This is a genomic window from Selenomonadales bacterium (assembly GCA_018335585.1).
GTDB lineage: Bacteria > Bacillota > UBA994 > UBA994 > UBA994 > UBA994.
Genome location: JAGXRZ010000020.1, coordinates 302,041 through 326,744, shown reverse-complemented (window position 1 = coordinate 326,744; position 24,704 = coordinate 302,041). Strand labels below are relative to the sequence as shown.

Genomic DNA, 24,704 nt, shown 5'->3' with positions numbered 1-24,704 from the left:
AAGCGGTAAACCTTGGGGGTTCGGGGGCAAAGCCCCCGATATGCCTAACTCTAGCAGTGGCCACCCGAACCAGTAGTTTCGGCCACGCTTCACGGCAATCCTCGGTCAACTTACGCCGTCTGCTGCGGGACAAATTGCGTTAGCAGTAACACCGGAACGCCAGAAAGACTTGCTCTACTTCAAATATGCACTAGACCTAGATGACGCACAGATCGCGGCGGTGTACAACATCTCCCCCGCCGGCGTCAGGCAAGCGCTGACGCGAGCGCGTAGAGCCGTAAAGAGACTTACCGCTAAAAAGGAGGAAAACAAGGATGACGAGCACAAGGGCGAAGCTGCAGGCAGAGTATGAACATGCCTTGTTCAAAGTGCTCTTGCACGATGCGGCCGAACAGGAGGGCAGGGCGCTGCTAGAGGAGCTAGACGACGCAGGCCATTCCCCCGCACATGCGCCGTCCGAACTCGAACTGAAACGGTTTGGCAAGGCACTAGACAAACGGCAGAGAAGGCAACGCCAAGCCGCTTGGCAAAAGGCTGCGCTGTCTGCCGCACGTACTACCGCGATATCGCTCTTAGCAGCCACGGCGGTATTTGTCACCGCTATGACCACCGTTTCAGCCTTTAGGGTACGCGTCATGAACCTATGGATGAGCGTGCAACCGGAGTACACTTCCTTCCAGCTAAGGCGGGTTGACGGCAGCCAGTTTCACCACAGCACCATAGCGCTTAACTTAAGCAATGATTACGTTCCCACGTATGTGCCACAAGGCTATGAGGTTAACTCCTTTGCCGTAAATGACGGCTTAAAGCGAATCGTGTTTGAAAACCATCGCACCAAGACCTTTATCGTCTACACCGAAATGGACGCAGCAAGCAATCTAGTCGTTGATACCGAGAATGCCACTCGCTTTCTGGAGATAAGCATCAACGGTCACGCAGGCACACTCGTAGTTAAGAACAACATGGTCACCGTCATTTGGAGCATAGGCGAGCGCATGTTTATGCTCAAAACCCAAACCACTGTGGATACTGCCATTAGAATGGCCCGGGGAGTAAAATTTGTCGAATAAGCCGCGGCATCATATAGGTCGGGGCACGGGGTATGAGAGCTGCCCTTTATATTTACGGGGACGCACAGCCGCGGTGCGCTTGGTCTCGCACTGCAAAGAAACGCCTCGCCTTATTTGTCTTATTAATGTAGACAAACCGCTTCGCCTAAGGCGTTGACCACGCACCCGCTAGCTTCTCGCCCCCCGCATTAGGGGCCCGCGTATCCCGAAAAGCGACAAGGGGGAGGGAGGCCAAGCACAAGAGCGCTTTCGAAGGCGTTGCATTTCTTCTAGCCACACATCAGTTCAAGGAGGGAAAACATGGCACGCCCACGTAAAATGTATGCCTGGCGTAAAGTAGCCGCCGTTGGTGTCGTGGCTCTGGTTGTCGTCCTCTTGGGTGCCAACTATTCCGCACAGTCATACTTACAATCGAGAGTACTTCCACAGCGCACTGCAAGCGGATGACATTTGGGTAGTCACTAACGCTGGCATTGCATCTGCAAGACCGGCTAGCGTTGACTTGGCAGCTATAAATGCGCGCCCTGTCGTCGGAGAAGACTTTGTTGGCGGCCGGAGAGAAATCCTGTTCAGGCTAAGCCGCCAGCCCGGAAAAATAGAGACTGCGTCTGAAGACGGCGTTATAGTTGTGCATTTGCGGCTTCTGTGGCTGCGCGCAGTGATTAGAAACAAAGGTCTATGATCGGCACAAAACGCAAATCCTTACCTCATATGGTGACCCCAAACTGGTGTGACCCGATTCGCCCAGTGTATCCGCCGCCTCGCTAAACTCCCACCCCCTGGGGTGATTTACGGACGCGAACGAAGGTTGTTTGTCCTAAAGGAGGTGAACACAATGCTCGACATCCAGTCTCCGGGAAGAGGCCTGGCGTCTTTGATTGCCGCATTCGCACGCTTGACCCTCAAAATGGAGATGAACAAGATGCCGCTGCCGGTTGCCCAAAGAGTGAGGAGAATCGGGACGCATGAATCAGTACAATATTAGGGATAGGAGAGAAGGTGCAGTAGCATGACAAGGAGAGCGTTCCTAGTGGCGGGCGTTCTGCTATTGATGGTGAGCGCCCTCACTCTATGGTTCCTATCAGCAAACAGCTCCACACTGGATTTCACCCTCAGACTTGAATCCGCAGAATACGAGCCACTAGATGGGCAGACCCTGAAAATGGAAGGACATGCAATAACATTCCCTTTCCAGTTTGTGTACGGCAGGGTTAGGTTCACTATAGGAGAACACGTGTTGCACACTGAGCAGTTCAATCTTGCGGGGAACATCCTAAATCAGAAGAATGTATATTCTTTTACGCTCTGGAATCCCAAATGGAGGGCAAACCCTGATGGACCCGTGTCAGGAGGCGGTACGCTAGTTGCAGATCTGAAGGACGGGAGGGTGGAGCATGCAGGTATACGCTTATATTTCCCTAAGGGTGACCGCGATATATGGCTACGCGCATTCCCGCTCCCATAGTGTTACTGTCTTGCTCCCCCACCACTCTACCCTCATGCTCCCTTCGCTCCACGGGGTTCAAAGGGCACCTTCGGGCAATCAAGAGGGACTTGCCTAGGAACGTTGTCTATGGAGTCGCGTTCTTACTGGTACTATCTGAGCTTTTCTCCGCACGCAGAGCCCCCCTGTTTTCATTTAGGTTCTTTGCGTGGACATCTTTGTTTGTGCTTGCAGTATCTTCTCCCTATTGGCCAGCCCATATTAAGTATGAGTTGCGCGAAGATGGTGTTTACCTGCAATCTGCTCTGCGGCGCCGCACTATTCCTTATGCGAAAATCAAGCTGGCGGCTGTGTTTACGGACATTTCGTCACTTAGCTGGAGACTAGGGGTAATCGGCTCGCCGCAATACCACGTTGGTATTTATGCCAGTAGAGAGTTTGGCTACGTTGACTTGGTGGCAAGTCATCTCTATGAGCATGCGGTCATATTGTTGCTTGAAGACGCGCGCCCAGTTATTTTCACGCCGTCCCAGCCTGAAGATGTAGTAGCTATGATTCGTTCGCTGCAAACAGCTGCCGAAAAACAAGCGATTCTGGCTGCGATGCGCAGCGCTGACACTGGCGGCACGTAGGTCATTGCCCCTACCTAAGATGTGCCATTTCACCCGCGGCAACTCGCGGACAAAGAAGCCGTGAGCTATTGGTCATTATGCGTGGCTGAAACAGCGATGACGCGCATGGGGGTAGTCACGCACTCTGAGTGTCATTTATCTGATACGAGTATTATCAGAACGAGACTGCAGTAAGCAGATGAAGTCGGCAAATGTGGGGAGTGTGTGAGATGTCAAACAAGCGAATCAGAGGTTGTGTAAAATTGCTTCTGGCAGGCACCGTGCTGGCGGTTTTAGTAACCACTCGCTGGTTGAGCATCTACCCTGCAGTGGCGCGCCAGTTGGAGATTGGCTCTTTCGTTCCGGTATGGCTGGTGGCGTCTATTGTCGCTGCGAGCTCAATACTGGCCGTCGCAGTTCTGGCCGCCCTTGACAAGCATCTGCATGCTAAAGAAGGACAGCAACTAAGCTTTAGCCAAGCGTTTCTTAAGATTTGTCTCGTCTTTTCGCCTGTGGTGATTACTAGTGGTCTCCACTCGCGCCTGCTTCCCGCTGATATCGCAAGGCTCGGCCTTGATCCATTCCAGTTCTTCCCTCTGCTGCTTGGCTCTCTGTGGGAAGGACTCACAAACATGAGCTATCTCCAAGACATGAGCTACTTTGTATGGGTGGTCTTCGCAGCAGCTCCTTGGTTGGCGTCTGGTGTAATCTACGTCAGGCTCTCTAGTATTGGCCGACTGCGGTCAGCCCTAGCCCTAGTTTTAACTCCGATAATTGTGGTTGCCACAGCTACGGCTGAGCTGGCACTGATTATCGATTGGATCGATTAGGTGGAACATAGGAATACAAAGGTGGGGAGGTTCTTAGGTTGCTAGGGAAACGGTTTCTAGCTGTAGTACTATGCGCGTTGTTCTTTGTCTCCTTGCCGCATCGAGCCTTGGCCGCAGGAGGCGCAAGCGCTATGCCGGTATCATCTGTGTCGATTCAGTATGCTATAGGTAGAGACATAGTGTTAACAATAGCCGAAAGCGTTAGGGCTATCGACGAATTTGTTGCTCCATAGAGTTATTGCCACATTTATCATTTAAAGGACAAAGAATGGATGGTGAAAGAAATGCCGAGGAGGCTGCGGCACGTCCGCGGACGTGCGAACGCACGTCCCTACAGCGCGGTGGGCACCCCGTCAGCTCGCTGTGAGAAGAAGGGTGGAAGGGTACAAGGTAAAAGGGTAAAGGGAAACCGGCACCGCTGCGATACCGCTCTACTGGGCACTGAGCACTAGGCACTGGGCACCTTCCTCTTCCAGCAGCCAGCAGCCAGGAGCCAACAGCCCTCCGTTCTCCACTCTCGCGCGCATGTCCTGCCGCAATGTGGTATAATACTGCAGAGCGCAGGCGTGCGCGTTATTTTGTTGCGTGAGGAGAAACAAATTGCAGGAGCGCATACGCAATTTCTGTATCATTGCCCACATTGACCATGGGAAGTCCACCCTTGCTGACCGACTAATTGAGGCCACGGGCACCATGTCCGAGCGCGAAATGCAGGAGCAAGTGCTCGACAGCATGGACCTCGAGCGCGAGCGGGGAATTACGATTAAGCTGCAGGCAGTGCGGCTTATTTACCGTGCCAAAGACGGCGCCGAGTATATCCTTAACTTAATTGATACGCCGGGGCATGTGGACTTCTCCTATGAAGTTTCCCGCTCGCTCGCCGCCTGCGAGGGAGCGCTGTTAGTGGTTGACGCTGTGCAGGGGATTGAGGCGCAGACACTAGCCAATGTTTATCTAGCGCTCGACAGCAATCTGACTATCATCCCGGTAATTAACAAGATAGACCTCCCGTCTGCCGACCCGGAAAGGGTACGGCGCGAAATAGAAGACGTGATTGGCTTGCCTACCGACAACGCCATTCTTTGCTCGGCTAAAGAGGGGATAGGGATTGACGAGATTCTGGAAGCCATTGTTCGCGAAGTCCCGCCTCCCCAAGGCGATGTTAACGCCCCGCTGCAGGCGCTAATTTTCGATTCACACTACGATTCCTACCGCGGCGTCGTGAGTTACGTGCGGGTAGTTAACGGGTCGATGACGCGCGGGCAAAAAATCCGCATGATGGCGACTGAGCGCGAGCACGAGGTAGACGACGTGGGCGTGTTCACGCCACCCCGCCTGCCTGTCCCCGCGCTGACGCCCGGCATGGTAGGCTACTGCATTGCCGGCATTAAGAACGTAAAAGACACCCGCGTGGGCGATACCATTACCGGCGCTGCTAACCCGGCACTAGAAGCGCTCCCCGGGTACCGCAAGATTACGCCCATGGTATTTTGCGGGCTCTACCCAAGCGAAAACAACCAGTACGACGAGTTGCGCGACGCGCTAGACAAGCTTAAGCTAAATGACTCATCGCTTATTTATGAGCCCGAGACATCTGAGGCGCTAGGCTTTGGCTTTCGCTGTGGCTTCTTGGGGTTATTGCATATGGAAGTGATTCAGGAGCGGCTCGAGCGCGAGTACGAACTCGACCTAGTCACTACCGCGCCGAACACCCTCTACCGCATCGTGACAACGTCCGGCGAGGAGCTCTTTATCGACAACCCGGCTCGCCTGCCGCCGAGCAATAAAATCGAGACGATGTACGAGCCGTATGTTAAAGCCTCGATTATTGTGCCGGAGGAGTATATCGGCACGATGATGGAACTTTGCCAAGACCGCCGTGGCACCTTTAAGAACATGGAGTACCTAGACACCACCCGTGTCGTCATTACCTACGAACTGCCGCTCTCAGAAATACTTTACGACTACTTTGATCAGCTAAAGTCGCGCTCGCGCGGCTACGCTTCGCTAGATTATGAGGTGATTGGCTACCGCGAGGCCGACCTCGTCAAGCTCGATGTGCTGCTTAATGGCGAGCCTGTCGACGCGCTCTCGTGCATTGTGCACGCGGATAGAGCGCAACAAAAGGGCCGTGGCCTCACGGAGAAGCTGCGCAAGATTATTCCACGCCAGATGTTTGATATCCCTATCCAAGCGGCCGTCGGTGCGAAAATAATTGCCCGGGAAACGGTTAAGGCCATGCGCAAGGACGTACTCGCCAAGTGCTACGGCGGCGACATTACGCGCAAGCGCAAGCTCCTAGAAAAGCAAAAAGAGGGCAAGAAGCGCATGAAGCAGGTTGGCAGCGTAGAGATTCCACAGGAGGCGTTTATGGCCATTCTGAAGGTAGACGAGTGATAAGCCGCGGCCTCTATCTCCACGTCCCTCTGTGTGTTTCTAAGTGCCTGTACTGCGACTTTTACTCCTTGCCGCTGGCAGCGGATGTCGCTGCCAAGTACCTAGAGGCGGTTGTGCAAGAGATAAGGCTAAAAGGCGAGTTGTGGGGAGGGCCTGTTCAAACCGTCTATTTTGGCGGAGGCACACCGAGCTGTTTGTCACTCACGCAAGTGGCGAATATCCTCGGGGAGTGCGGCCGCTTTTTCACGCAGTCGCCAGATTGTGAAGTAACGTTTGAAGTTAACCCGGCGACGGCCGACCTAGATTATTTGCGCGCACTTGCAGCCCTAGGAGTTACCCGTCTAAGTATCGGTTTGCAGTCGGCTACACCAACGCGGCTCATGGCCCTTGGGCGAAGCCACACCTGCGAGGACTTTTTTCGCTTAGTGAGGGAGTCCCAGGCGGCAGGCTTCGGCAACTTTAGTGTCGACGCCATGTATGGGTTGCCTGGGCAGACTACAGGCGAGTACCTAGAAACGCTAGAGACCATCGTGAATACAGGTGCGCCGCACGTGTCGGTCTATTCTCTGCAGGTGGAACCTAATACTCCCCTCGCCGGTCAAGTGGCCAGCGGGCAGGTGGCGCTGCCTACCGACGATGCGGTCGCAGATATGATGCTGGCCGGGCGGGAGTACCTACTCGCGCAGGGCTTTTTACACTATGAGCTAAGCAATTTTGCGCGCGCCGGTTACGAGAGCGCGCATAACACCATCTACTGGCGAAACGAAGAGTATATCGGCCTTGGGCCGGGGGCCGCGAGCTACATAGCAGGCCGACGCCTAAGCAACGTGCCGAACCTAGACGATTATGCGCACACGTTAGGGCGCGGGCGTCTCCCCGTCCACTACTGCGAGCATTTGCCTGTAGCACGGCAAATGGGTGAAACGATGATGCTTGGCCTGCGTATGTTACAGGAAGGGGTCAGTAGGGAGAGGTTTGCGGCACGGTTTGGGTGCGACCCTGTCGAGGTCTACAGCCCGGTAATCGCGCGCTTTGTCCGGCAGGGAATGCTTGAAGTGACCACGCGCTCTGTGCGACTAACCGCCGCCGGGTTTCCACTGGCGAGTCAAATCCAGATGCAGTTTCTTGATTCCTTCCCCACTTGACAACCGCACCGACGCGATGGTATTTTTGTGCTGTAAGTGTTAGCACTCAGCACCGACGAGTGCTAACGCAGAAGGGCGGTGTATGAGATGTTAGATGCGCGTAAGCGACAGGTCCTGTTTGCGATTGTGCAGGACTACATTCAGACCGCAGAGCCTATCGGGTCGAGGACTATTGCCAAGCGGCACGCTTTAGGCGTCAGCCCTGCTACCATTCGCAACGAAATGGCCGACCTCGAAGAACTTGGCTTTCTGGCTCAACCACACACTTCGGCCGGACGCATCCCCTCTGAGCGGGGTTACAGGTTCTATGTAGACGCCATAGAAGAACTGCCTGTGTTGACTGCTGTTGACGCAGAGATTGTCAAGCGTCAACTTGGCGGCATATTGCGCGGACAGCAGACTATGCTTGACGCTCTGGCCCGCCTCGTCTCGTCCCTTACTAATTACACTTCCATCGTCGTCGGCCCAGAGCAGCAGTTAGCCTGCCTGAGACTCATGCAGGCAATTCCGCTAGACGAAAGCAGGGCCGTGCTTATGCTCGTCTTAGACACCGGCATGGTTGCTAACGAAGTGCTTGCGCTGCCGCCCGGCCTTACTATGTACGACCTCCTGGCGTTCTGCAACTACGTTAACTACCACTACGGCGGCACATCGCTCGGCAGGCTCAAGGCCATGAACTTCGAGGCTTATGCGGGCCGGTTTCACGCCGGTGCGCAGGCGGTAGAGCAAGCCATGGACTCGCTTATTGCCGGGCTGAGTCGCAGCGACGGCGAACGCGTTGTCTTGGGCGGGGCGACCAACATCATGAACCAACCCGAGTTTAGGGACATTGCCAAACTCCGCGCCATTATGCGCGTGCTAGATGAACATGAGCTAGTGTTGCGCCTGGTGACGTCGGTTCGAGGTGCTAGCGCCTCCGTCAGCATAGGGTCAGAGAACGCTGTCGAGGCGCTGCGTGACTGCTCGCTGATTACGGCTACCTATCAGCTTAGCGGGGGGCAGACCGGCCACATCAGTGTGCTAGGGCCGACGCGGATGGAATACGCGCGCGTTATTGCGCTCTTAAACTACGTAACCAAACTAGTTAGCCAGGCGTAAGCGCGGGCCTGAGGGGGAAGGGAATATTGACTGCGCAGGTGAGAAATCCTGAAGGCGAGCAAAGAAACGCCGCTCTTTTGACCAACAGCGCCGCCATAGCTGCGATTGCCGCAGCCGTGGCCGGGACGATGGGGCCAAAGGGGCTTGACACGATGCTCGTCGACCGCTTTGGCGAGGTCGTGGTCACTAACGCGGGTGTGACAATCCTAGAGAAGATGCAGGTCAACCATCCTGCGGCACGCATGCTCATCAAGGTGGCCAAAGCGCAGCAGGAAGAGATTGGCGACGGCACTACCACCGCTACTTTAATGGCGAGCACACTTATAGCCGAAGGCGTCAACCAAGTGGTGCGGGGCGTACCGGTAGCCCGTGTTATAGAGGGTATGCGTAGCGGGATTAAGTGCGCCTTAGAGGGGCTTGCTCGCCGCTCACGCCCCATGGATGCGTCCGATTCGCCTCTGCTCGAGCGAGTGGCCTACATATCTGGGCGGGCTCATGCAGACATTGCTGCGCTGGTAGTGCGTGCGGCACAGCTCATTGGCCAAGATAAGCTTAAGGAGCGGTCATTTAGGCTAGCTGACACTATTCGCGCCGAGGAAGGCATCGCCAACGAAGTCTTTATGGGCGTTATCGTCAGCAAAGGACGCAAAAACCGACAAGTGCCCGCAGGTGTTAGGAACGCGCGCATCTTGGTGCTTGACGATGCTCTCGAACCCGAGGCAGTCGAAGACGAGGCGTTAGCTACCGAGTCTGGGTTTAAGAAGTACCTTGAGCTGCAGGCAGATTTTCAAACGTACATACGAAAGATTATCGGCCTAGGCGTTACAGTCTGCCTCGTTGAACGTGGTATGCACGATATAGCCGAGGAAATGCTAACTGATGCAGGGGTGCTGGTAATCTGTCGCGTTCCCGCAAACGAACTGCGACAAGTCTGCGAGCACACCGGGGCTAGGGCGATAAAACGCACCGCACTGCGCAAAGCCGGCGAGGAGCTTGTCCGTTGTTTGGGCGAAGCGAGCGAGTGCTTCGAGGACGAGAGCTTGCGGCAGGTGCGTATCTTAGGAGGCAGCGGTAAGCCGATGGCGACCATAGCGGTTGGGGCTGCCACTGCCGAAGTGGTAGGCGAAAGACTGCGCATAGCCCGAGATGCGGCCTCGGCCGTGCAGGCCGCGGTGCGCGGGGGGTATGTCCCCGGCGGCGGTGCGGTGGAAATCGCCTTGGCTAAGGATGTGGAACGTGCGCGCGATACTGTTAAGGGCATGGCGGCCTACGGTCTGGATTGTGTCAGTGCGGCGTTGCGGCGGCCGCTTGCGCAGATTGTCCAAAACGCGGGCTTTAACCCATTAGAGAAGGTGGAAGAGGTGGCAGCTCTGCAACTCGCCTCTGACAGCGACGCAGTGGGCATCAACTGCGATACGGGTGAGGCGGCCGATATGCTAGCACTTGGCGTGGTTGCCCCGACACTAGTTAAATTACATGCCGTCAAAGCGGCGGGCGAAGTCGCCGAGGCTATCCTCCGCATTGATACGATTATTAAGATGACGGACACTGAGGGTTAGAGCGAGAAGGTGGTGGACAGATGGAAGAGACAGTAAAGGACGCCGTAGAGTCAGAGGTCGGTAATGAGCTAGAAAGCCTTAAGAACAAACTGGCCGAGGCCGAGGCACGCGTTTTGCGCCTGCATGCCGACATGGAAAACATGCGCCGCCGGATGCAGCGCGAAAAGGAAGAGATCTGGAATGTCGCCGTAGCCGATTGCCTAGCGAGGCTACTGCCGGTGGTAGATAACCTCGAGCGGGCTGTCGCGACGCTGCCTGACTCCACGTGGGGGCAAGGCGTAGTGCTGGTAAGCAGGCAGTTCGAGGATGTACTGACCAAGCTAGGGCTCGAACCAATCGCGGCGGCAGGCATGTTTGACCCGCAGTATCACGAGGCGCTCATGCAGGACGTCGAGTCGCCTGAGCCGGAAAACACAATTACCGCCGTGCTGGAGCGCGGATATGTCTTTAAGGGTAGAGTCATAAGACCGAGCAAAGTAAAAGTTTCAGTGGGAGGGTGCAGTGATGAGTAAGATTATCGGGATTGACCTTGGCACCACAAACTCAGTGGTAGCCTATCTGGAAGGTGGCGAGCCGGTTATCATTCCTAATACCGAGGGCGGGCGTTTGACGCCGTCTGTGGTAGGTTTCTCCAAGACAGGGGAGCTGCTTGTGGGGACCATTGCCAAGCGCCAGGCGATTAGTAACCCCGACCGCACCGTGGCGTCGATTAAGCGCCATATGGGCACGAACCACAAAGTGCGCATCGATAAGAAGGAGTATACGCCGCAGGAAATCTCGTCCATGATTTTGCGCAAGCTCAAACAGGACGCAGAAGCCTATCTCGGCACGACCATTGACAAGGCCATTATCACCGTGCCCGCGTATTTTACGGACAGCCAGCGTCAAGCCACAAAGGACGCAGGCGCCATCGCCGGGCTAGAAGTGCTTAGGATAATCAATGAGCCGACTGCCGCAGCGCTTGCCTACGGCTTAGACAAAGGTCAAGATCACACCATTTTGGTGTTTGACCTTGGCGGCGGTACGTTCGACGTCTCAATTCTGGAGTTAGGCGACGGGCTTTTCCAAGTGAAGGCTACCTCCGGCAACAACAGGCTCGGCGGCGACGATTTTGACCAGCGCGTGCAGGAACACTTGATTAAGGAGTTTAAGCGTGACACCGGCATCGACCTTAGTAAAGACAAAATGGCCATGCAGCGCCTGCGCGAAGCCGCCGAGAAAGCCAAGATTGAGCTTTCCACTTTGCAGCAGACAAACATTAACCTGCCCTTTATCACCATGGACGCAGAAGGTCCGAAGCACTTAGACATTACCTTGACGCGGGCAAAGTTCGACGAACTGACGGCCGACCTCGTCGAGCTGACCATGGGCCCGACACGGCGGGCGCTACAAGACTCTGGGCTAGAACCGTCGCAGATCGACAAGGTAATACTGGTAGGCGGTTCGACGCGTATTCCCGCCGTACAGGAGGCCGTGCGCCGCATCATCGGCAAAGAGCCACACAAGGGAGTTAACCCCGACGAGGTGGTCGCACTAGGTGCCGCTATTCAAGGGGGCGTGCTGTCGGGCGATGTAAAAGACGTTGTGCTCTTAGATGTAACGCCGCTGTCCTTAGGGATTGAGACACTTGGAGGGGTGATGACGCGCTTAATTGAGCGTAACACCACTATTCCTACTTCCAAGAGCCAGATTTTCTCCACCGCCGCAGACAGCCAAACCACAGTTGAGATTCACGTTCTGCAGGGCGAGCGCTCCATGGCGCAGGACAACGTCACGCTCGGGCGATTCAACCTTGACGGCATTCCCCCGGCTCCGCGCGGTATCCCCAAAATAGAGGTCGCCTTTGACATAGACGTCAACGGTATAGTTAACGTAAAAGCCAAGGACATGGCCACCGGTAAAGAGCAGCGCATCACCATTACGTCGTCAACCGGGCTTTCCGAGCAGGAAATCGAGCGCATGGTGAAGGATGCCGAGAAGTACGCCGCTGAGGACGCCAAACGCAAAGAACTGGTCGAGGCCAAGAATTCTGCCGAGCAGTCCTCTTACGCGGCCGAAAAACTGCTCAAAGACCTAGGCGACAAAGCTCCTGCCGACAAAGCCGAGGCCGTCAAAGAAGCTGTAAGTGAAGCGCGCGCAGCTATTGCGACTAATGACTTAGCGAAAATCACAGCGGCAAGCGAAAAACTAACCGCGCTGATGAACGAGCTATCCACCCTGCTCTACAACCAAGCCGGCGCAGGACAGCACGGCGAGCAGGCGAGCAGCGAGCAAAGCCACGGTCCGTCTGATGGACAGACGTTTGACGCCGACTACGACGTCGATAAGAAGTAGCGCTAAGGTTAAAACGCGAGGGGTGATTCAGAGTCATGGCTAAACGTGACTACTATGAGGTGCTGGGTGTAGAGCGCTCGGCCGATGAAGGTGACATAAAGAAGGCCTATCGCAAACTCGCCCGGCAATACCACCCTGACGTTAACCCAGGCGATGCATCTGCTGCCGACAAGTTTAAGGAGATTACCGAAGCGTACGAAGTCTTAAGCGATAACGACAAGCGCGCTAAGTACGACCGATTTGGGCATGGCGCTTTTGAGCAGGCTCAAGGCGGGGGGCCGGGTGGCTTTGGTGGATTTAGCGGTGACTTCGGTGGGTTCGGTGGTGTCGAGGACATATTCGATATGATGTTTGGCGGGGGCGGACGGCGTCAGCGGTCCGGCCCCGAGCGCGGTGTCGACTTGCAGTATGAAATGGAACTGGAGTTTGTCGAGGCCGCCCTCGGCAAAGAAGTAGAAATCGAAGTGCCGCGCACCGAGTCCTGCGATACCTGCAAGGGAAGCGGAGCAAAACCCGGCACCAAAGTAGAAACGTGTTCCGTGTGCAAGGGCACCGGTCAGACTAGCTTTATCCAAAACACGATTCTTGGCCGTATCAGTAGCGTTCGCACTTGTGAACGCTGTCATGGCACAGGCAAAGTCATTCCTTCACCCTGCACGACGTGCGGCGGTAAAGGCTTAGTACGCAAGCGCCGTAAAGTCACCGTACGCGTCCCTGCGGGTGTAGACACCGGCACGCGCCTGCGCATGAGCGGTGAGGGCGAGGCAGGCCTGCGCGGCGGGCCGGCGGGGGACTTGTTTGTGGTAATGCGGGTTAAGCCTCACCCAGTGTTTAAACGGAGCGGGGCCGACCTGCTGGTAGACCTGCATATTTCTTTCCCAAAAGCCGCCTTAGGCGGCAAGGCGAAGGTTACGCTAATTGAGGATGAGACTGTCGAATTAGACATTTCCCCCGGCACGCAAAGCGGCGCCGTGCAGCGCATTAAGGGGAAGGGAATTGCCAAACTCGGTAGCGTATACAAAGGCGACGTAATCGTAACCGTGATTGTCGATACTCCTAAGAAACTTGGCGCGAAAGAGCGCGATTTACTAAAGCAACTCGCACAAGCCTTAGGAGAAGACCTAGATGATGATAAGGGCTTCTTTGGGCGCGTACGGGATGCCTTGCGATAGGTGAGCAAGATGAACACCAAGTGGCTGGAGATTATAATCGTCACGTCGCAAGAGGCCAAAGAGGCTGTGGCCGACATGCTGTATTGCCGTGGTGCGACCGGGGTCATTGTCGAGGACAGCGAGCTTTGGCACGGTGCGCTTGACGACGAAGACTACGCGGAGCGCCCCGAGCCGAATATTCCCCTCGAAGAAGTGCGCGTGACGGCTTACCTTCCTATCGGTAAGAACGCGCCGGGCTTAGTGGAGGGTCTACACTCATCCTTGGCCACCTTGGTTGAGTGTGGGCTAGACCCGGGACGTGCCGAGGTTGTGCTGTCAGAAGTGCAAGAAGAAGATTGGGCTACTGCCTGGAAAGCATATTTTAAGCCGCTACGGATTGGGGAAAGGCTAGTCGTCAAACCCACGTGGGAAGACGTAGAACTGGCGCCGCACGAAGTTGTCGTGGAAATCGACCCCGGCATGGCCTTTGGCACCGGCACCCACCCGACAACCGTGATGTGTCTCGCGCTCTTAGAAAAACAAGGGCTCGCAGGGCGCCGCGTGCTTGACCTTGGATGTGGCTCGGGGATACTTTCACTTGCGGCGGCGCAGCTTGGCGCAGGTAGCGTAGTGGCTGCCGATTATGACCCTATTGCCGTCGCCGTGGCAGAGGAGAACGTCCGGCAAAATGGGTTGGCCGATGTAATAGAGGTAGTAGAGAGCTCGTTGTTCTCGCGCGTAGAGGGTCGCTTTGACGTGATAGTCGCTAATCTCACCGCGAAAATCATTATAGAAGCGCTGCCGGATGTTCCGGGTCACCTTGCGGCGGGCGGGGTGCTGATTGTGTCCGGTATCATCCGGGAGAAACTGGCCGTGGTAGAAGACGAGCTCGTGCGACAGGGCCTCAGTATGGCCGAAGTAAGGGCCGAGGGCGAATGGGTAGCGCTCGTGGCTAAGGGCGCTGAAGCGTAGTGCCCCGCTTTTTTCTTAGCACCCGCCAAGGCGAGAGGGGAACTATAGACGGCAAGGAAGCGCATCACTTATTCGCGGTGCATCGCCACCGTGTAGGTGATGCTATTGAAGTTGTGCATGCAGGCCAAGTCTTGCGTGCCGAAATTATCGAGGCGAGCACACGTGCAGTTACCGTTAGACTTACGGCGCAGCTTGTTAGCCCTGAGGCTAAGCTCAAGGTGACTTTGTTGCAGGGATTCCCTAAAGGGGACAAACTCGAGTTAATTATCCAGAAGGCAGTAGAGCTAGGAGTTGCGCGAGTATTGCCTGTGACGTGCAGCCGCTCTTTAGCTCACGTTCCTTCCGGTAAAGTTGCTGCGCGTGTAGAGCGTTGGCGAACGATTGCCGCAGAGGCAGCCAAACAGAGCGGCCGTGCCGTCGTACCAGAGATAAGCCAACCGGCGGAGTTTACAGGGGCGATAGGCGAAGTGCAGGCGAGCCTAAAGCTTGTTGCCTACGAGGTGGCGGGCAGTGGGCTGAAGGAAGTCTTACGGCGTGCCGGGGAAAACCAGAACCTAGACAGCGTAGCCTGCTTGGTTGGACCGGAGGGAGGCTTGTCGCGAGACGAGGTAGAGGCGGCAGAAGCTGCCGGTTTCGTACCTGTCACGCTCGGGCCGCGGATTCTCAGAACCGAAACGGCGGCACTAACCCTTGTCAGTGCGGTGATGTATGAGCTTGGCGATGTGGGAGGTCGAAATGACGACGGTCGGATTTCACACCCTCGGGTGCAAGGTTAACCAACAGGAGACCGGCGCGCTGGCAGCCCGCTTTCAGGCGGCGGGTTTTTGCGAAGTGCCTTTTACAGAGCCTGCCGACGTGTATGTCATTAATTCATGTGCGGTCACGGGTGAGGCGGAGCGCAAGTCACTCAGCCTGGCACGGCGTCAGAAGCGGCGCTGCGGTGAAGCCATAGTTGTTCTGGCCGGTTGCTTTCCGCAGGTGTCGCTAGAGAAGGCCACCGGGGCAGGCGTCGACCTTTTGGTGGGCAGCAACGATAAAGCTAAGATCGTGGAGCTCGTAACCGAGTTGCTCGAGGGTAAAGGCGGCGCGGTTACTATGGTTACTCCTTGGTCTGGTGACACTCCTTTTGAAGTGATTTCGGACGTCTTTAGCTCCTCGCGCGTGCGGGCTACGCTCAAAGTACAGGACGGGTGCGAGCAGTTCTGCGCCTACTGCATTATTCCCTATGCGCGCGGCCGCGAACGTTCGCTTTCGCCTGCGGCAGTCGTAAAGCAGGCGCGCGGTTTGGTGGCGCAGGGGTATGGCGAGGTGGTCTTAAGCGGCATACATCTTGGGGCCTATGGGCGTGACCTACCGGAGTTGCCGAGCCTTGCCGACCTAATTGCCGAGCTTTCCGGCGTGGCAGGCCTTAAGCGCCTGCGCTTAGGGTCGGTGGAACCTAACGATGTTAACGCGCCGTTGCTAGCGCAGTTCGCAAGCAATGAAAAACTCTGTGCGCACATTCACCTGCCGTTACAAAGCGGCAGCAACAGCGTGCTTAGTCGCATGGGAAGGCAGTACACTGCCGAACAATATCTGGGCGTTGTCGCCGCTTTGCGTACCGCATCGCCAAGCATCGGCATTACGACCGACGTAATGGTAGGTTTCCCGGGGGAGAGTGACGCCGAGTTTGGCGAGACCGTAGCGCTTGTTTCCGAAGTGGGCTTCTCGCGTCTACACGTCTTTCGCTACTCCCGGCGGGAAGGGACACCAGCCGCCTCCATGCCGCGGCAGGTGGCGGCAGCCGTTAAGGCCAAGCGAGCGAACTTACTGCAGGAGCTGTCGTTACGCGAGGCCCACAAGTTTAACCTCTCCCTAGTCGGACAAGAGGCCGCAGTACTTTTGGAGTCTTGTGGCGGCGAAGTATGCGAGGGATATACGTCATCGTATGTTAAGGCGTATCTACCGGCAGATGCTGGTGCTATAGGAGATATCGTTACCAGGCAAATCGCTGCGGCCACAAGCGAAGGCGTATGGGCAGCAGGAGTTATTTTCCCGCCACAGAATATAACTAGAGCAAAGAAATGAGGTGAGTTATATGTCTTGTGTCTTCTGTCGAATTGTAACGCGAGATATTCCCGCGCGCTTTGTGTACGAGGATGAGCATGTATGTGCTTTTCACGACGTAAACCCCGTCGCTCCCGTACATATTTTAGTTATCCCGAAGGCGCACGTGGCGCGCGTCGATAGGCCCGAAGTTTGCGAACTTGGGCTTGGCGACCACATTTTTCGTGCTATCGGTAGCATCGTGCGGCAGGAAGGTCTGGAGGAGGGCGGCTTCCGCGTCGTCAGCAACGCCGGCAAGGACGGGGGGCAGACGGTTGACCACCTGCATTTTCATCTGATTGCCGGGAGGCGCATGGCCTGGCCGCCGGGTTAGAGTTGACACTACCCCTTGCTGTGCTATAATACTTAGGGCATGGTATTAAAGTCCGAGACTTCTCCGAGCAGTTGTTAGTGGCGGAGGGAGGGAAATTTAATGTCAGAAGTTAAGATTCGCAAAGACGAGAGTCTTGACCAAGCGCTGAAGCGGTTTAAGCGTCAGTGCCAACGGTCGGGCGTGCTTTCGGAAGTGCGTAAGCGCGAGCATTATGAAAAGCCTAGTGTGCGCAGGAAGAAAAAATCCGAAGCAGCGCGCAAGCGCAAGTTCTCCTAACTCCCTCTTAAGATAGGCCCACAAAGGCGTTGCCGCGGCAACGCCTTTATACGTGAAAACAAAGCAAAACAAAAGGGACGGTTCTTCCTGTAAATTGCGAAGCAAAAGGCTCCGTCCCTTTTGCTTCAGGGCGTTGCCGCGGCAGCGCCTTTTTGCGTCCTTTTGCTTCGTGTTATGCGCGCTGGGTTTCGCTCATAGTGTACTAGGAGGGGGTGATTGACGTGCCGCCGCTTGGTCGCTTGTTTGGGTCAGTCTTGGACCTGCCTCAAGATGTATATATGGACTTGCCGCGCGTCACCATCGTCGGGTGTGAGGAGGTCAGCATAGAAAACACGCGTGGCGTACTACATTTTAGTGATACAGAATTAGTTATCGAACTAGCGCACAGGGTGCTGCGCATCACGGGCGAAAATCTGTCGCTGCGCAATATTCAGTCCGGAGAGATTGCCGTGAACGGCAGGGTTTTCGCATTAGTTTTTGAGAGTGTCAGTGCGCATGAATAGGCTTACGAACTACTGCACTGGGTTTCTCTTGCTTAGACTAACAGGGCAGAACCGGGCCGCATTTCTTAGCGAATGCGCTCGTGCTGGAATACCGCTGTGGAGCGTCAGGCAACAGGGTGGCCACGTGCTGCTTTACTCGTCCGTGCCGGGGTTTCTGTCAATGCGTAAGCCCGCGCGCAAATACCGTTGCCAAATAGAAGTACTAAGTCGCAGGGGGGTCCCCTTCTTGCTGCAGAAGGCTCGGCGGCGTCTGTTTTTCTCCTTAGGTGCGATTTTCTTTGCGGGTCTGCTGTGGCTTTTGACAAGCATGGTCTGGCGAGTCGAGGTGGAGGGGAGTCAGAAGGTCGCAGCCGCAGATATCCTTCCGGTTGTGCGCGAGGCCGGCCTTGATATCGGGACATGGCGACGTGAGGTTGATTCGGAGCGAATTGCGACCGCTATTCTGCGGGAGTTTCCGGAACTAGCTTGGGCTGGCGTGCGCCTTAAAGGTAGCGTAGCGATCATACAGCTAGTCGACCGCGCTGTGATACCACCCATCCTCCGTTTGCCTGGAGATGTGGTGGCCGCTCGCGCCGGCGTGATTACCCGCATTATTGCCTTTAGCGGCGAAGTAAGAGCGGCAGCCGGTGATACTGTGGCCAGAGGACAGCTTTTGCTCAGTGGCGCGACGGCCCAAGGAGGGCATGCCAGTGGACTGGTTGAAGCGCGAGTGTGGTATGAGGCTGTCGGTTCGATGGAGACTACGCAGGTCGTCCGGAACACGACCGGTCGCGTCGCCGTACGGGAGTATGTGCGCCTAGGCGAACGCGAAGTTCAAGTAGCGGGCCCTTCACAGCTACCATTTGCGCTCTACGAGGCGACTACCCTAAAGAGGAATTTGCTGCCCGGTGTCGAACATGTCACCGTCACCTTTCACGAAGTCACTCGCTCACATAGGTCCCTAAGCGCGAGCGAGGCCGAGGCAGCGGCCACTTTGGCTGCGCAGGAGAAGCTGCGAGTGAGTCTGCCCAGCGGGGTTACAATACTCGATAGCAGGACTGATGTGTGGTGGAGTGAAGACAAGACGGTAGTCTATGTGCGCGTCATTGCAGAGACACTCGAAGACATTGCGCAGTTCGTGCCGCAGCAACAATAGGAGGGCATGGTAATCGAAGGGAAAGAAGTTAAGCTCATTATTCGCGACAACAACGAGGCGGTCAAGCTATTTGGCTTGCATGACGAGAACTTGCGCGCTATCGAGGCAGCCTTCCCGGTGCGGCTTTTCAGCAAGGATAACGAAATGGTCATTGCCGGGGCCGAACAACACGTCTTTAAGGTAGAGCAGGTCATCAAGGGGATGCTCGAGATTTTGCGCAGCGGCGGTGACTTAGGCCGCGGGGATGTGACGTATCTTTTGCGCTTGGCGGGGGAAGGACAAGCCGTGCGCAACTTCTCCCTCGCGACTGACGTAATTGTGCAGACGACGCGCGGCAAACAGATTCGACCCAAAACCGCGGGACAGAAAAGATACTTAGACGCCTTGCGCGCGCATGACATTGTGTTTGGCATCGGGCCCGCGGGCACCGGCAAGACCTATCTGGCCATGGCCCACGCGGTGGCCGCGTTAAAAGCACGGGAGGTCAGTCGACTGGTACTTACGCGTCCCGCTGTCGAGGCAGGCGAGAGTCTTGGGTTTTTGCCGGGCGACCTGCAAGAGAAGGTTGACCCGTATTTGCGCCCTCTCTATGACGCTCTGTACGACATCATGGGCGTGGAGACTTTCGCTAAGCATATGGAAAAGGGCATTATCGAGGTGGCGCCGCTTGCCTACATGCGTGGGCGCACGCTTGACGATGCCTATGTCATCCTTGACGAGGCTCAAAACACGACGCCCGAACAGATGAAGATGTTTCTCACCCGTCTTGGGTTTGGGTCACGGGCGGTGGTCACCGGCGACTTAACCCAGGCAGATCTTCCGCGCAGCAAGGTGTCCGGGTTAATGGACGCCAAGCGAGTGCTGACCGGTATCGAAGGCATAGCCTTCGTCTTCCTCTCGCATACGGACGTCATCCGTCACGTTTTGGTGCAAAAGATAATCCAAGCCTACGAGGTCAGCACAAAGCAGGAAGGTGGATAAATGAGAAACTTCTGGCAGCGAGGACTGCTGCTGTTGCTTGTGTACGCCGTTACGGCTCTCTTGCTGATCCTTACTTTGGTGCCTGAAGCGGTAGACCTTGAAGTCGGTCAAGCGAGTCCGCGTTATATTGGCGCGCCCCGGGTGGTCGAAGATGCCTTTACCACCGCTTTGCTGCGGCGTCAAGCGGCGCAGGGAGTCGCCGAGGTGTTCGAACAAGACCCGACGGTCCTCGATCGTGTGAGCGCAGAGGCTGAAGCAATACTGAATTCTTTTGTGCGGATTGCCGAGACTGAACCGGATGCGACAAGACGCGCGGAAATGGTGCGTGCACGCGTAACTTTTGCCATTACCGAAGCATCGGTGCAGACCGGTTTGACGCTGGATGCGGGGAGTGTGGAACAACTTCTCGCCGAATTCAGACTGGCACTTGGACCTGTCTACCGACTCGGGATTAAGGTTGACGGGCTTGAGAGCGCACGCGCGGCGGTGGTGGCGGTTTTGCAGAACTCAGGGCTGCGAGCCCCATATCGTGTGCTCTTGTCGGAACTGGCTCGGGGCATCATGCTCCCTAATATGAGCCCCAACGAAGCAGCGACAGAGAGAAGGCGCATTGAAGCTAAAGCAGAGGTGGCCCCGGTAATGCTGCAGATTGGGGAAAAGGTAATTGGGCAGGGAGAAATAGCAACCGAGCGTGAAATCATATTATTACAGACGCTCGGCCTTTTGCGCCGCACTCTAGAGTGGAGGGTTATCTCGGGTAGTCTCCTGTTTGCCCTTATCGCCGTCGGGGTGCCGACACTTTACTTCTATCGCGCTTACTGGCATGCAGGCCGCACGACTAGCGAGCTTACACTTGCCGCAGTGGTGTATCTGGGCACGTTGTTTATTGGCTTGGGCTTATCTACCCTTTCAGGGTATCTATTTCCTATTGCCGGGGCAAGCATTCTGCTGACGGTATTGCTTAACGCGCGAGCGGGGCTTGTCGTGGGCAGTGCCCTTAGTCTGCTCGCGGTCGGGCTTGTCGGGTATGATGTAAGCTACCTGATGGTAGGACTCCTAGGCACAGCTGTGGGCGTGTACGCGGTTTCTACACAAGAGCATCGCGCGGGCATTGCACGCAGCGGCATAGCGGTTGGGCTCGCCAACATGGCGGCGATAGCTGCGCTTAGCCTGCTATTTGGGGGGCTTGGGCCGCAAGTGCTGGTTGACCTCGTCTGGGGTTTTGGTAGCGGGGTGCTGTCTGTTGTACTTGCTATAGGTGTTCTGCCGTTTCTTGAGCATTCATTTGGCGTGACTTCGTCGATTAGACTAGTCGAGCTTTCTAATCCGCATCAACCCCTATTGAAAAGACTCTTGTTTGAGGCCCCCGGCACCTACCAACATAGCGCTATAGTCGCAAGTCTCGCGGAGGCTGCAGCCTTAGAAATAGGAGCGAACGCGCTCTTAACTAGAGCCGGTGCCTACTATCATGATGTGGGGAAGCTTGTGCGCCCATATTTTTTTATAGAGAACCAGATAATGATGGATAATCCGCACGATCAATATCCCCCTGAGTTAAGCGCCTCGGTGATCATCAACCATGTCAAGGATGGCGTTCAACTGGCCAGAGAGCATAAAATTCCGCCCGTTCTGATTGACTTTATACAGGAGCATCACGGCACGTCCATGGTGCAGTATTTTCTGGCGAAAGCACAAGAACAAGGTGAGTCAGTAGACGCAGGCAACTACATGTACAGCGGACCGCGGCCGCGCACTAAAGAGTCGGCGATTGTCATGCTAGCTGACATGGTCGAGGCTGCAGTACGAGCCACGAAAATGCCCACCCCTGAAAGAATGGCCGAGAGGGTGCAGTCGTTGATTAGGGAGCGGTTGTATGCCGGTCAGCTCGACGAAAGCGAGCTCACTCTGCGGGAGCTAGACAAGATAGCTGCGGCGTTCGTGCGGCATCTTTCAAGCGTCTTTCATCATCGAGTAGAGTACCCGGGACAACAAGGAGGTCTATCGTATGCAGGTGCTGTGGACGGACGCCCAGGACAGGTTCCCCTTACCGCCCCACCTACCCGAACTAATGGTGGAACTAGCCACACAGGTAGCGGCGAGGCTTTCACTCGATAAAGACACAGAGCTGAGCTTGGCCTTTGTCGATGACGAAGAAATACAGCGCCTAAACTTAGCCTTTCGTGGGAAGGATGCCCCTACCGACGTGCTGTCCTTTGCTAATGCCGACGAGGACGATCTCCCCACTCCTCCTGGGGCGCCAAAACTACTTGGTGACATCGTAATATCTCTCGAACGAGCACATGCTCAGGCCGCTCTGTTTGGCCACAGCCTAGAGCGCGAGGTAGCCTTTCTCCTAGTGCATGGGCTACTCCACCTCGCCGGATATGATCACGATGTTGACAACAGCGGCGAGATGCACGAGTTGACCGAGAGCATACTTAGCGAGGCTGGGTGGCGTAGGTGAAGAGACCACATACACTGCGCGATAGTTTTCGTGACGCAACTGTTGGGCTAAGGACCGCGCTTAGGGAAGAGCGCAATATGCGCATACACTTTACGGCGCTTGGGCTCTTATGCGCTGTCAGCCTGGTAGTGGGGCTTAACGCCTTGGAGTGGGCAGTCTTGTTGTTGGCGGCGGGGGCAGTAATAGGGCTCGAGCTACTAAACTCGGCTGTGGAAAGAGCAGTCGACCTTGCCGAGCCGCATGAAAACGAACTGGCCGCACAGGCTAAGAATCTTGCCGCTGCCGGTGTGCTGGTAGCTTCTGTCGTGGCTACTTTGGTAGGACTGCTTGTTCTTTTGCCTAAACTATTGTCTGCATTCTTTGGGGCCTAGGGAGGAGATGTGCAAGTGAATAGACTTAAGACCTACTTCCTAGCCGGGTTAATTGTCATCTTGCCGGCAGCAGTCACGGTTTACACGCTGGTTGTTTTATCGCGATTTTTTGACGGATTGCTTTCGCGCCTCCTGTTCTACGTCCCGGCCATAGGACCTCTCTTGGCGGTAATTCCGGGGAGCGGCCTGGTAGTCACGGCTGTAACCGTGGTAGTCATAGGGATGGTGACCACTAATGTAATCGGGCGCCGCGCTATCGGTTACTGGGACAGGTTTTTCCTAGGGGTGCCTATTGCCCGCAGCATATACAATTCGACCAAACAAATAGTCGACGCCTTCTTGGCACAAGGCAAGTCGGCCTTTCGGCAGGTTGTATTGATTGAGTATCCGCGGAAAGGCATTTATGTGCTTGGTTTTCTTACAGGCGAGCTCAGCGGCGATGTGTTCTCGCTTGCGGGCGAGCTCGTGGCCGTGTTTGTTCCTACAACGCCTAACCCTACATCTGGTATGCTAGTCTTAGTGCCTAAACAGGAAGTCCAAGTGTTGGCTATGCCAGTCGACGACGGCCTAAAGCTGATTGTCTCAGGTGGTGTTTACCGACCTAACGAACGTGCTGTGCGACAGGCTAAGCCAGAGGAGGAAGAAAGTGCACCAAGAGTTACGTCAGCAGTTAATTGATGTCGCTAAGGCCGTCTGCCGCCGGGCCTATGCCCCCTATTCGGGCTATAAGGTGGGGGCTGCTGTGATGTCCGCTGGTAGGATTTACAGTGGGGTAAATGTAGAAAACGCGTCCTATGGCCTGACGATGTGCGCCGAGCGAGCCGCTGTCATGGCAGCGGTAAGTGACGGAGCGCGGAGCATCGAAGCCGTAGCCATAGCGGTAGAGGAAGGAGCGCCCTCGCCCTGTGGCGCCTGTCGACAGGTGCTGCGGGAGTTTGCGGACGACATGGCTGTTATCTTGGTCGCCGCCGACGGCACTGTGCGTGACACAACTCTCGCCAAGCTCCTGCCAGATTCGTTTGGGCCGGACTTTCTCAAGGAGGACCGACGTGACGCATAAATCAGGGTTTATTGCCGTAGTCGGACGCCCAAATGTGGGGAAATCCACACTGCTAAACTGCGTTCTAGGGGAGAAAATTCTCATTGTCAGCGACAAACCGCAAACAACACGCAACAAGATTCGCTGCATCTACACCGAGCCGGGCCTGCAGGCTGTTTTTCTTGACACACCGGGCATCCACAAGCCGCATCATCGTTTGGGCGAGCAGTTGGTGGCAAACGCGCTTACCGCACTAGCCGAAGTAGATGAAATCTGGCTTGTCGTAGAGCCCACTGCGCGCGTCGGCTCCATAGAGAAGGAAATCATTGCTAAGCTCCCTCAGGCGGCGTCGGTAGTCCTAATCGTAAACAAGGCCGATACCGCGACGCCTGCGAGTATCGAAAACACGCAGGACGCATTCCGCGCGCTGCACGACTTTAAGGCGACATTCAGTGTGTCCGCCGCGACAGGCGAGCGGGTGCCGGAGCTCTTAGAGCACTTGCGCAGCACTTTGCCGGAGGGGCCGCAGTACTATCCGGAAGACATGATTATTGACCAACCCGAGCGCTTTGTCGCGGCAGAGATTGTGCGAGAAAAAGTGCTGGAGTTTACGCGCGACGAAATCCCGCATTCCACGGCTGTGGTGGTGGAAAGCATGAAAGAGCAGGGTGACATAGTGCACGTAACCGCTACCGTCTATGTGGAAAGGGAGTCGCAGAAGGGGATAATTATCGGCAAGACAGGGTCAATGCTCAAGGCCATAGGCACAGCCGCCAGACAAGACATCGAAAGCCTCCTCGGCAGTCAGATTCACCTAGCGCTGTGGGTGAAAGTGCGCAAGGACTGGCGACAGAAGGAGCATGAACTAAGGCACCTAGGGTATGAAAGAGAGAGGCAGTGATACA

28 protein-coding genes are annotated in these 24,704 nt (G+C 55.8%); all 28 read left to right on the top strand.

Annotation, left to right across the window (positions count from 1 at the left end):
* Positions 1-169: 169 nt before the first annotated feature.
* The 28 genes from KGZ66_04000 (at position 170) to era (ending at position 24,700) form a co-directional block, all read left to right on the top strand.
* Positions 170-352 (top strand): hypothetical protein, encoded by a 183-nt coding sequence (locus tag KGZ66_04000; GenBank protein MBS3984754.1) that lies wholly within the window; start codon positions 170-172, stop codon positions 350-352.
* Positions 315-1,070 carry a DUF4367 domain-containing protein gene (locus KGZ66_03995; GenBank protein ID MBS3984753.1) on the top strand — a complete coding sequence of 252 codons (756 nt, stop codon included), beginning with the start codon at positions 315-317 and terminating at the stop codon, positions 1,068-1,070. Before KGZ66_04000 ends, KGZ66_03995 begins: the two co-directional genes overlap by 38 nt.
* Before the next feature lie 349 nt (positions 1,071-1,419).
* Positions 1,420-1,752 (top strand): hypothetical protein, encoded by a 333-nt coding sequence (locus KGZ66_03990; GenBank protein ID MBS3984752.1) that lies wholly within the window; start codon positions 1,420-1,422, stop codon positions 1,750-1,752.
* Between the two features lie 153 nt (positions 1,753-1,905).
* Positions 1,906-2,055 (top strand): hypothetical protein, encoded by a 150-nt coding sequence (locus tag KGZ66_03985; GenBank protein MBS3984751.1) that lies wholly within the window; start codon positions 1,906-1,908, stop codon positions 2,053-2,055.
* Between the two features lie 24 nt (positions 2,056-2,079).
* Positions 2,080-2,535 (top strand): hypothetical protein, encoded by a 456-nt coding sequence (locus tag KGZ66_03980; GenBank protein MBS3984750.1) that lies wholly within the window; start codon positions 2,080-2,082, stop codon positions 2,533-2,535.
* A gap of 203 nt (positions 2,536-2,738) precedes the next feature.
* Entirely contained in the window at positions 2,739-3,146 is a 408-nt protein-coding gene (locus tag KGZ66_03975; protein MBS3984749.1) for a hypothetical protein, read from the top strand.
* 209 nt (positions 3,147-3,355) lie between these two features.
* The gene (locus tag KGZ66_03970; protein MBS3984748.1) at positions 3,356-3,955 is read left to right on the top strand and encodes a hypothetical protein; all 600 of its coding nucleotides are present in this window, start codon (positions 3,356-3,358) and stop codon (positions 3,953-3,955) included.
* Positions 3,956-4,555: 600 nt separating this feature from the next.
* On the top strand, positions 4,556-6,352 hold the full coding sequence (gene lepA / locus KGZ66_03965; GenBank protein MBS3984747.1) for a translation elongation factor 4: 1,797 nt from the start codon (positions 4,556-4,558) through the stop codon (positions 6,350-6,352).
* Entirely contained in the window at positions 6,349-7,497 is a 1,149-nt protein-coding gene (hemW, locus tag KGZ66_03960) for a radical SAM family heme chaperone HemW (protein MBS3984746.1), read from the top strand. The genes lepA and hemW overlap by 4 nt, the downstream gene beginning before the upstream one ends.
* An 87-nt stretch (positions 7,498-7,584) precedes the next feature.
* Positions 7,585-8,595 carry a heat-inducible transcription repressor HrcA gene (gene hrcA, locus KGZ66_03955; protein MBS3984745.1) on the top strand — a complete coding sequence of 337 codons (1,011 nt, stop codon included), beginning with the start codon at positions 7,585-7,587 and terminating at the stop codon, positions 8,593-8,595.
* Between the two features lie 128 nt (positions 8,596-8,723).
* A complete protein-coding gene (locus KGZ66_03950; GenBank protein MBS3984744.1) occupies positions 8,724-10,154 on the top strand; it encodes a TCP-1/cpn60 chaperonin family protein in 1,431 nt (476 codons plus the stop codon).
* 20 nt (positions 10,155-10,174) lie between these two features.
* Positions 10,175-10,666 carry a nucleotide exchange factor GrpE gene (locus KGZ66_03945; protein ID MBS3984743.1) on the top strand — a complete coding sequence of 164 codons (492 nt, stop codon included), beginning with the start codon at positions 10,175-10,177 and terminating at the stop codon, positions 10,664-10,666.
* Entirely contained in the window at positions 10,659-12,488 is a 1,830-nt protein-coding gene (gene dnaK, locus KGZ66_03940; protein ID MBS3984742.1) for a molecular chaperone DnaK, read from the top strand. The genes KGZ66_03945 and dnaK overlap by 8 nt, the downstream gene beginning before the upstream one ends.
* A gap of 35 nt (positions 12,489-12,523) precedes the next feature.
* A complete protein-coding gene (gene dnaJ / locus KGZ66_03935; GenBank protein MBS3984741.1) occupies positions 12,524-13,660 on the top strand; it encodes a molecular chaperone DnaJ in 1,137 nt (378 codons plus the stop codon).
* Positions 13,661-13,669: 9 nt separating this feature from the next.
* Complete coding sequence (prmA, locus tag KGZ66_03930) at positions 13,670-14,611, top strand: 50S ribosomal protein L11 methyltransferase (protein MBS3984740.1); 942 nt, start codon at positions 13,670-13,672, stop codon at positions 14,609-14,611.
* On the top strand, positions 14,611-15,387 hold the full coding sequence (locus tag KGZ66_03925) for a 16S rRNA (uracil(1498)-N(3))-methyltransferase (GenBank protein MBS3984739.1): 777 nt from the start codon (positions 14,611-14,613) through the stop codon (positions 15,385-15,387). The genes prmA and KGZ66_03925 overlap by 1 nt, the downstream gene beginning before the upstream one ends.
* A complete protein-coding gene (gene mtaB / locus KGZ66_03920) occupies positions 15,347-16,678 on the top strand; it encodes a tRNA (N(6)-L-threonylcarbamoyladenosine(37)-C(2))-methylthiotransferase MtaB (protein ID MBS3984738.1) in 1,332 nt (443 codons plus the stop codon). Before KGZ66_03925 ends, mtaB begins: the two co-directional genes overlap by 41 nt.
* A 10-nt stretch (positions 16,679-16,688) precedes the next feature.
* The gene (locus KGZ66_03915) at positions 16,689-17,030 is read left to right on the top strand and encodes a histidine triad nucleotide-binding protein (GenBank protein ID MBS3984737.1); all 342 of its coding nucleotides are present in this window, start codon (positions 16,689-16,691) and stop codon (positions 17,028-17,030) included.
* 99 nt (positions 17,031-17,129) lie between these two features.
* Positions 17,130-17,306 (top strand): 30S ribosomal protein S21, encoded by a 177-nt coding sequence (rpsU, locus tag KGZ66_03910; protein ID MBS3984736.1) that lies wholly within the window; start codon positions 17,130-17,132, stop codon positions 17,304-17,306.
* Positions 17,307-17,518: 212 nt separating this feature from the next.
* Positions 17,519-17,809, top strand: a complete 291-nt coding sequence (locus KGZ66_03905; protein ID MBS3984735.1) for a hypothetical protein — start codon at positions 17,519-17,521, stop codon at positions 17,807-17,809.
* The gene (locus tag KGZ66_03900) at positions 17,802-18,944 is read left to right on the top strand and encodes a sporulation protein YqfD (GenBank protein MBS3984734.1); all 1,143 of its coding nucleotides are present in this window, start codon (positions 17,802-17,804) and stop codon (positions 18,942-18,944) included. Before KGZ66_03905 ends, KGZ66_03900 begins: the two co-directional genes overlap by 8 nt.
* A gap of 6 nt (positions 18,945-18,950) precedes the next feature.
* A complete protein-coding gene (locus KGZ66_03895) occupies positions 18,951-19,925 on the top strand; it encodes a PhoH family protein (protein ID MBS3984733.1) in 975 nt (324 codons plus the stop codon).
* Positions 19,926-22,040, top strand: a complete 2,115-nt coding sequence (locus tag KGZ66_03890; protein ID MBS3984732.1) for an HDIG domain-containing protein — start codon at positions 19,926-19,928, stop codon at positions 22,038-22,040.
* Positions 21,931-22,389, top strand: coding sequence for an rRNA maturation RNase YbeY (gene ybeY, locus KGZ66_03885; GenBank protein ID MBS3984731.1), 459 nt, complete (start codon positions 21,931-21,933; stop codon positions 22,387-22,389). Before KGZ66_03890 ends, ybeY begins: the two co-directional genes overlap by 110 nt.
* The gene (locus KGZ66_03880; protein ID MBS3984730.1) at positions 22,386-22,760 is read left to right on the top strand and encodes a diacylglycerol kinase family protein; all 375 of its coding nucleotides are present in this window, start codon (positions 22,386-22,388) and stop codon (positions 22,758-22,760) included. The genes ybeY and KGZ66_03880 overlap by 4 nt, the downstream gene beginning before the upstream one ends.
* Before the next feature lie 15 nt (positions 22,761-22,775).
* Complete coding sequence (locus KGZ66_03875) at positions 22,776-23,438, top strand: DUF502 domain-containing protein (GenBank protein MBS3984729.1); 663 nt, start codon at positions 22,776-22,778, stop codon at positions 23,436-23,438.
* Positions 23,407-23,820 carry a cytidine deaminase gene (gene cdd / locus KGZ66_03870; GenBank protein ID MBS3984728.1) on the top strand — a complete coding sequence of 138 codons (414 nt, stop codon included), beginning with the start codon at positions 23,407-23,409 and terminating at the stop codon, positions 23,818-23,820. Before KGZ66_03875 ends, cdd begins: the two co-directional genes overlap by 32 nt.
* Entirely contained in the window at positions 23,810-24,700 is an 891-nt protein-coding gene (era, locus tag KGZ66_03865) for a GTPase Era (GenBank protein MBS3984727.1), read from the top strand. The genes cdd and era overlap by 11 nt, the downstream gene beginning before the upstream one ends.
* The last annotated feature ends 4 nt before the right edge of the window (positions 24,701-24,704 follow it).

Excerpts from the sequence above, each read along its gene's own strand:
- KGZ66_03995 (MBS3984753.1), top strand. The coding sequence starts at position 315 with ATGACGAGCACAAGGGCGAAGCTGCAGGCAGAGTATGAACATGCCTTG.
- KGZ66_03985 (MBS3984751.1), top strand. The coding sequence starts at position 1,906 with ATGCTCGACATCCAGTCTCCGGGAAGAGGCCTGGCGTCTTTGATTGCC.
- KGZ66_03980 (MBS3984750.1), top strand. The coding sequence starts at position 2,080 with ATGACAAGGAGAGCGTTCCTAGTGGCGGGCGTTCTGCTATTGATGGTG.
- KGZ66_03970 (MBS3984748.1), top strand. The coding sequence starts at position 3,356 with ATGTCAAACAAGCGAATCAGAGGTTGTGTAAAATTGCTTCTGGCAGGC.
- hrcA (MBS3984745.1), top strand. The coding sequence starts at position 7,585 with ATGTTAGATGCGCGTAAGCGACAGGTCCTGTTTGCGATTGTGCAGGAC.
- KGZ66_03950 (MBS3984744.1), top strand. The coding sequence starts at position 8,724 with ATGGGGCCAAAGGGGCTTGACACGATGCTCGTCGACCGCTTTGGCGAG.
- KGZ66_03945 (MBS3984743.1), top strand. The coding sequence starts at position 10,175 with ATGGAAGAGACAGTAAAGGACGCCGTAGAGTCAGAGGTCGGTAATGAG.
- dnaK (MBS3984742.1), top strand. The coding sequence starts at position 10,659 with ATGAGTAAGATTATCGGGATTGACCTTGGCACCACAAACTCAGTGGTA.
- dnaJ (MBS3984741.1), top strand. The coding sequence starts at position 12,524 with ATGGCTAAACGTGACTACTATGAGGTGCTGGGTGTAGAGCGCTCGGCC.
- prmA (MBS3984740.1), top strand. The coding sequence starts at position 13,670 with ATGAACACCAAGTGGCTGGAGATTATAATCGTCACGTCGCAAGAGGCC.
- mtaB (MBS3984738.1), top strand. The coding sequence starts at position 15,347 with ATGACGACGGTCGGATTTCACACCCTCGGGTGCAAGGTTAACCAACAG.
- KGZ66_03915 (MBS3984737.1), top strand. The coding sequence starts at position 16,689 with ATGTCTTGTGTCTTCTGTCGAATTGTAACGCGAGATATTCCCGCGCGC.
- rpsU (MBS3984736.1), top strand. The coding sequence starts at position 17,130 with ATGTCAGAAGTTAAGATTCGCAAAGACGAGAGTCTTGACCAAGCGCTG.
- KGZ66_03900 (MBS3984734.1), top strand. The coding sequence starts at position 17,802 with ATGAATAGGCTTACGAACTACTGCACTGGGTTTCTCTTGCTTAGACTA.
- KGZ66_03895 (MBS3984733.1), top strand. The coding sequence starts at position 18,951 with ATGGTAATCGAAGGGAAAGAAGTTAAGCTCATTATTCGCGACAACAAC.
- KGZ66_03890 (MBS3984732.1), top strand. The coding sequence starts at position 19,926 with ATGAGAAACTTCTGGCAGCGAGGACTGCTGCTGTTGCTTGTGTACGCC.
- ybeY (MBS3984731.1), top strand. The coding sequence starts at position 21,931 with ATGCAGGTGCTGTGGACGGACGCCCAGGACAGGTTCCCCTTACCGCCC.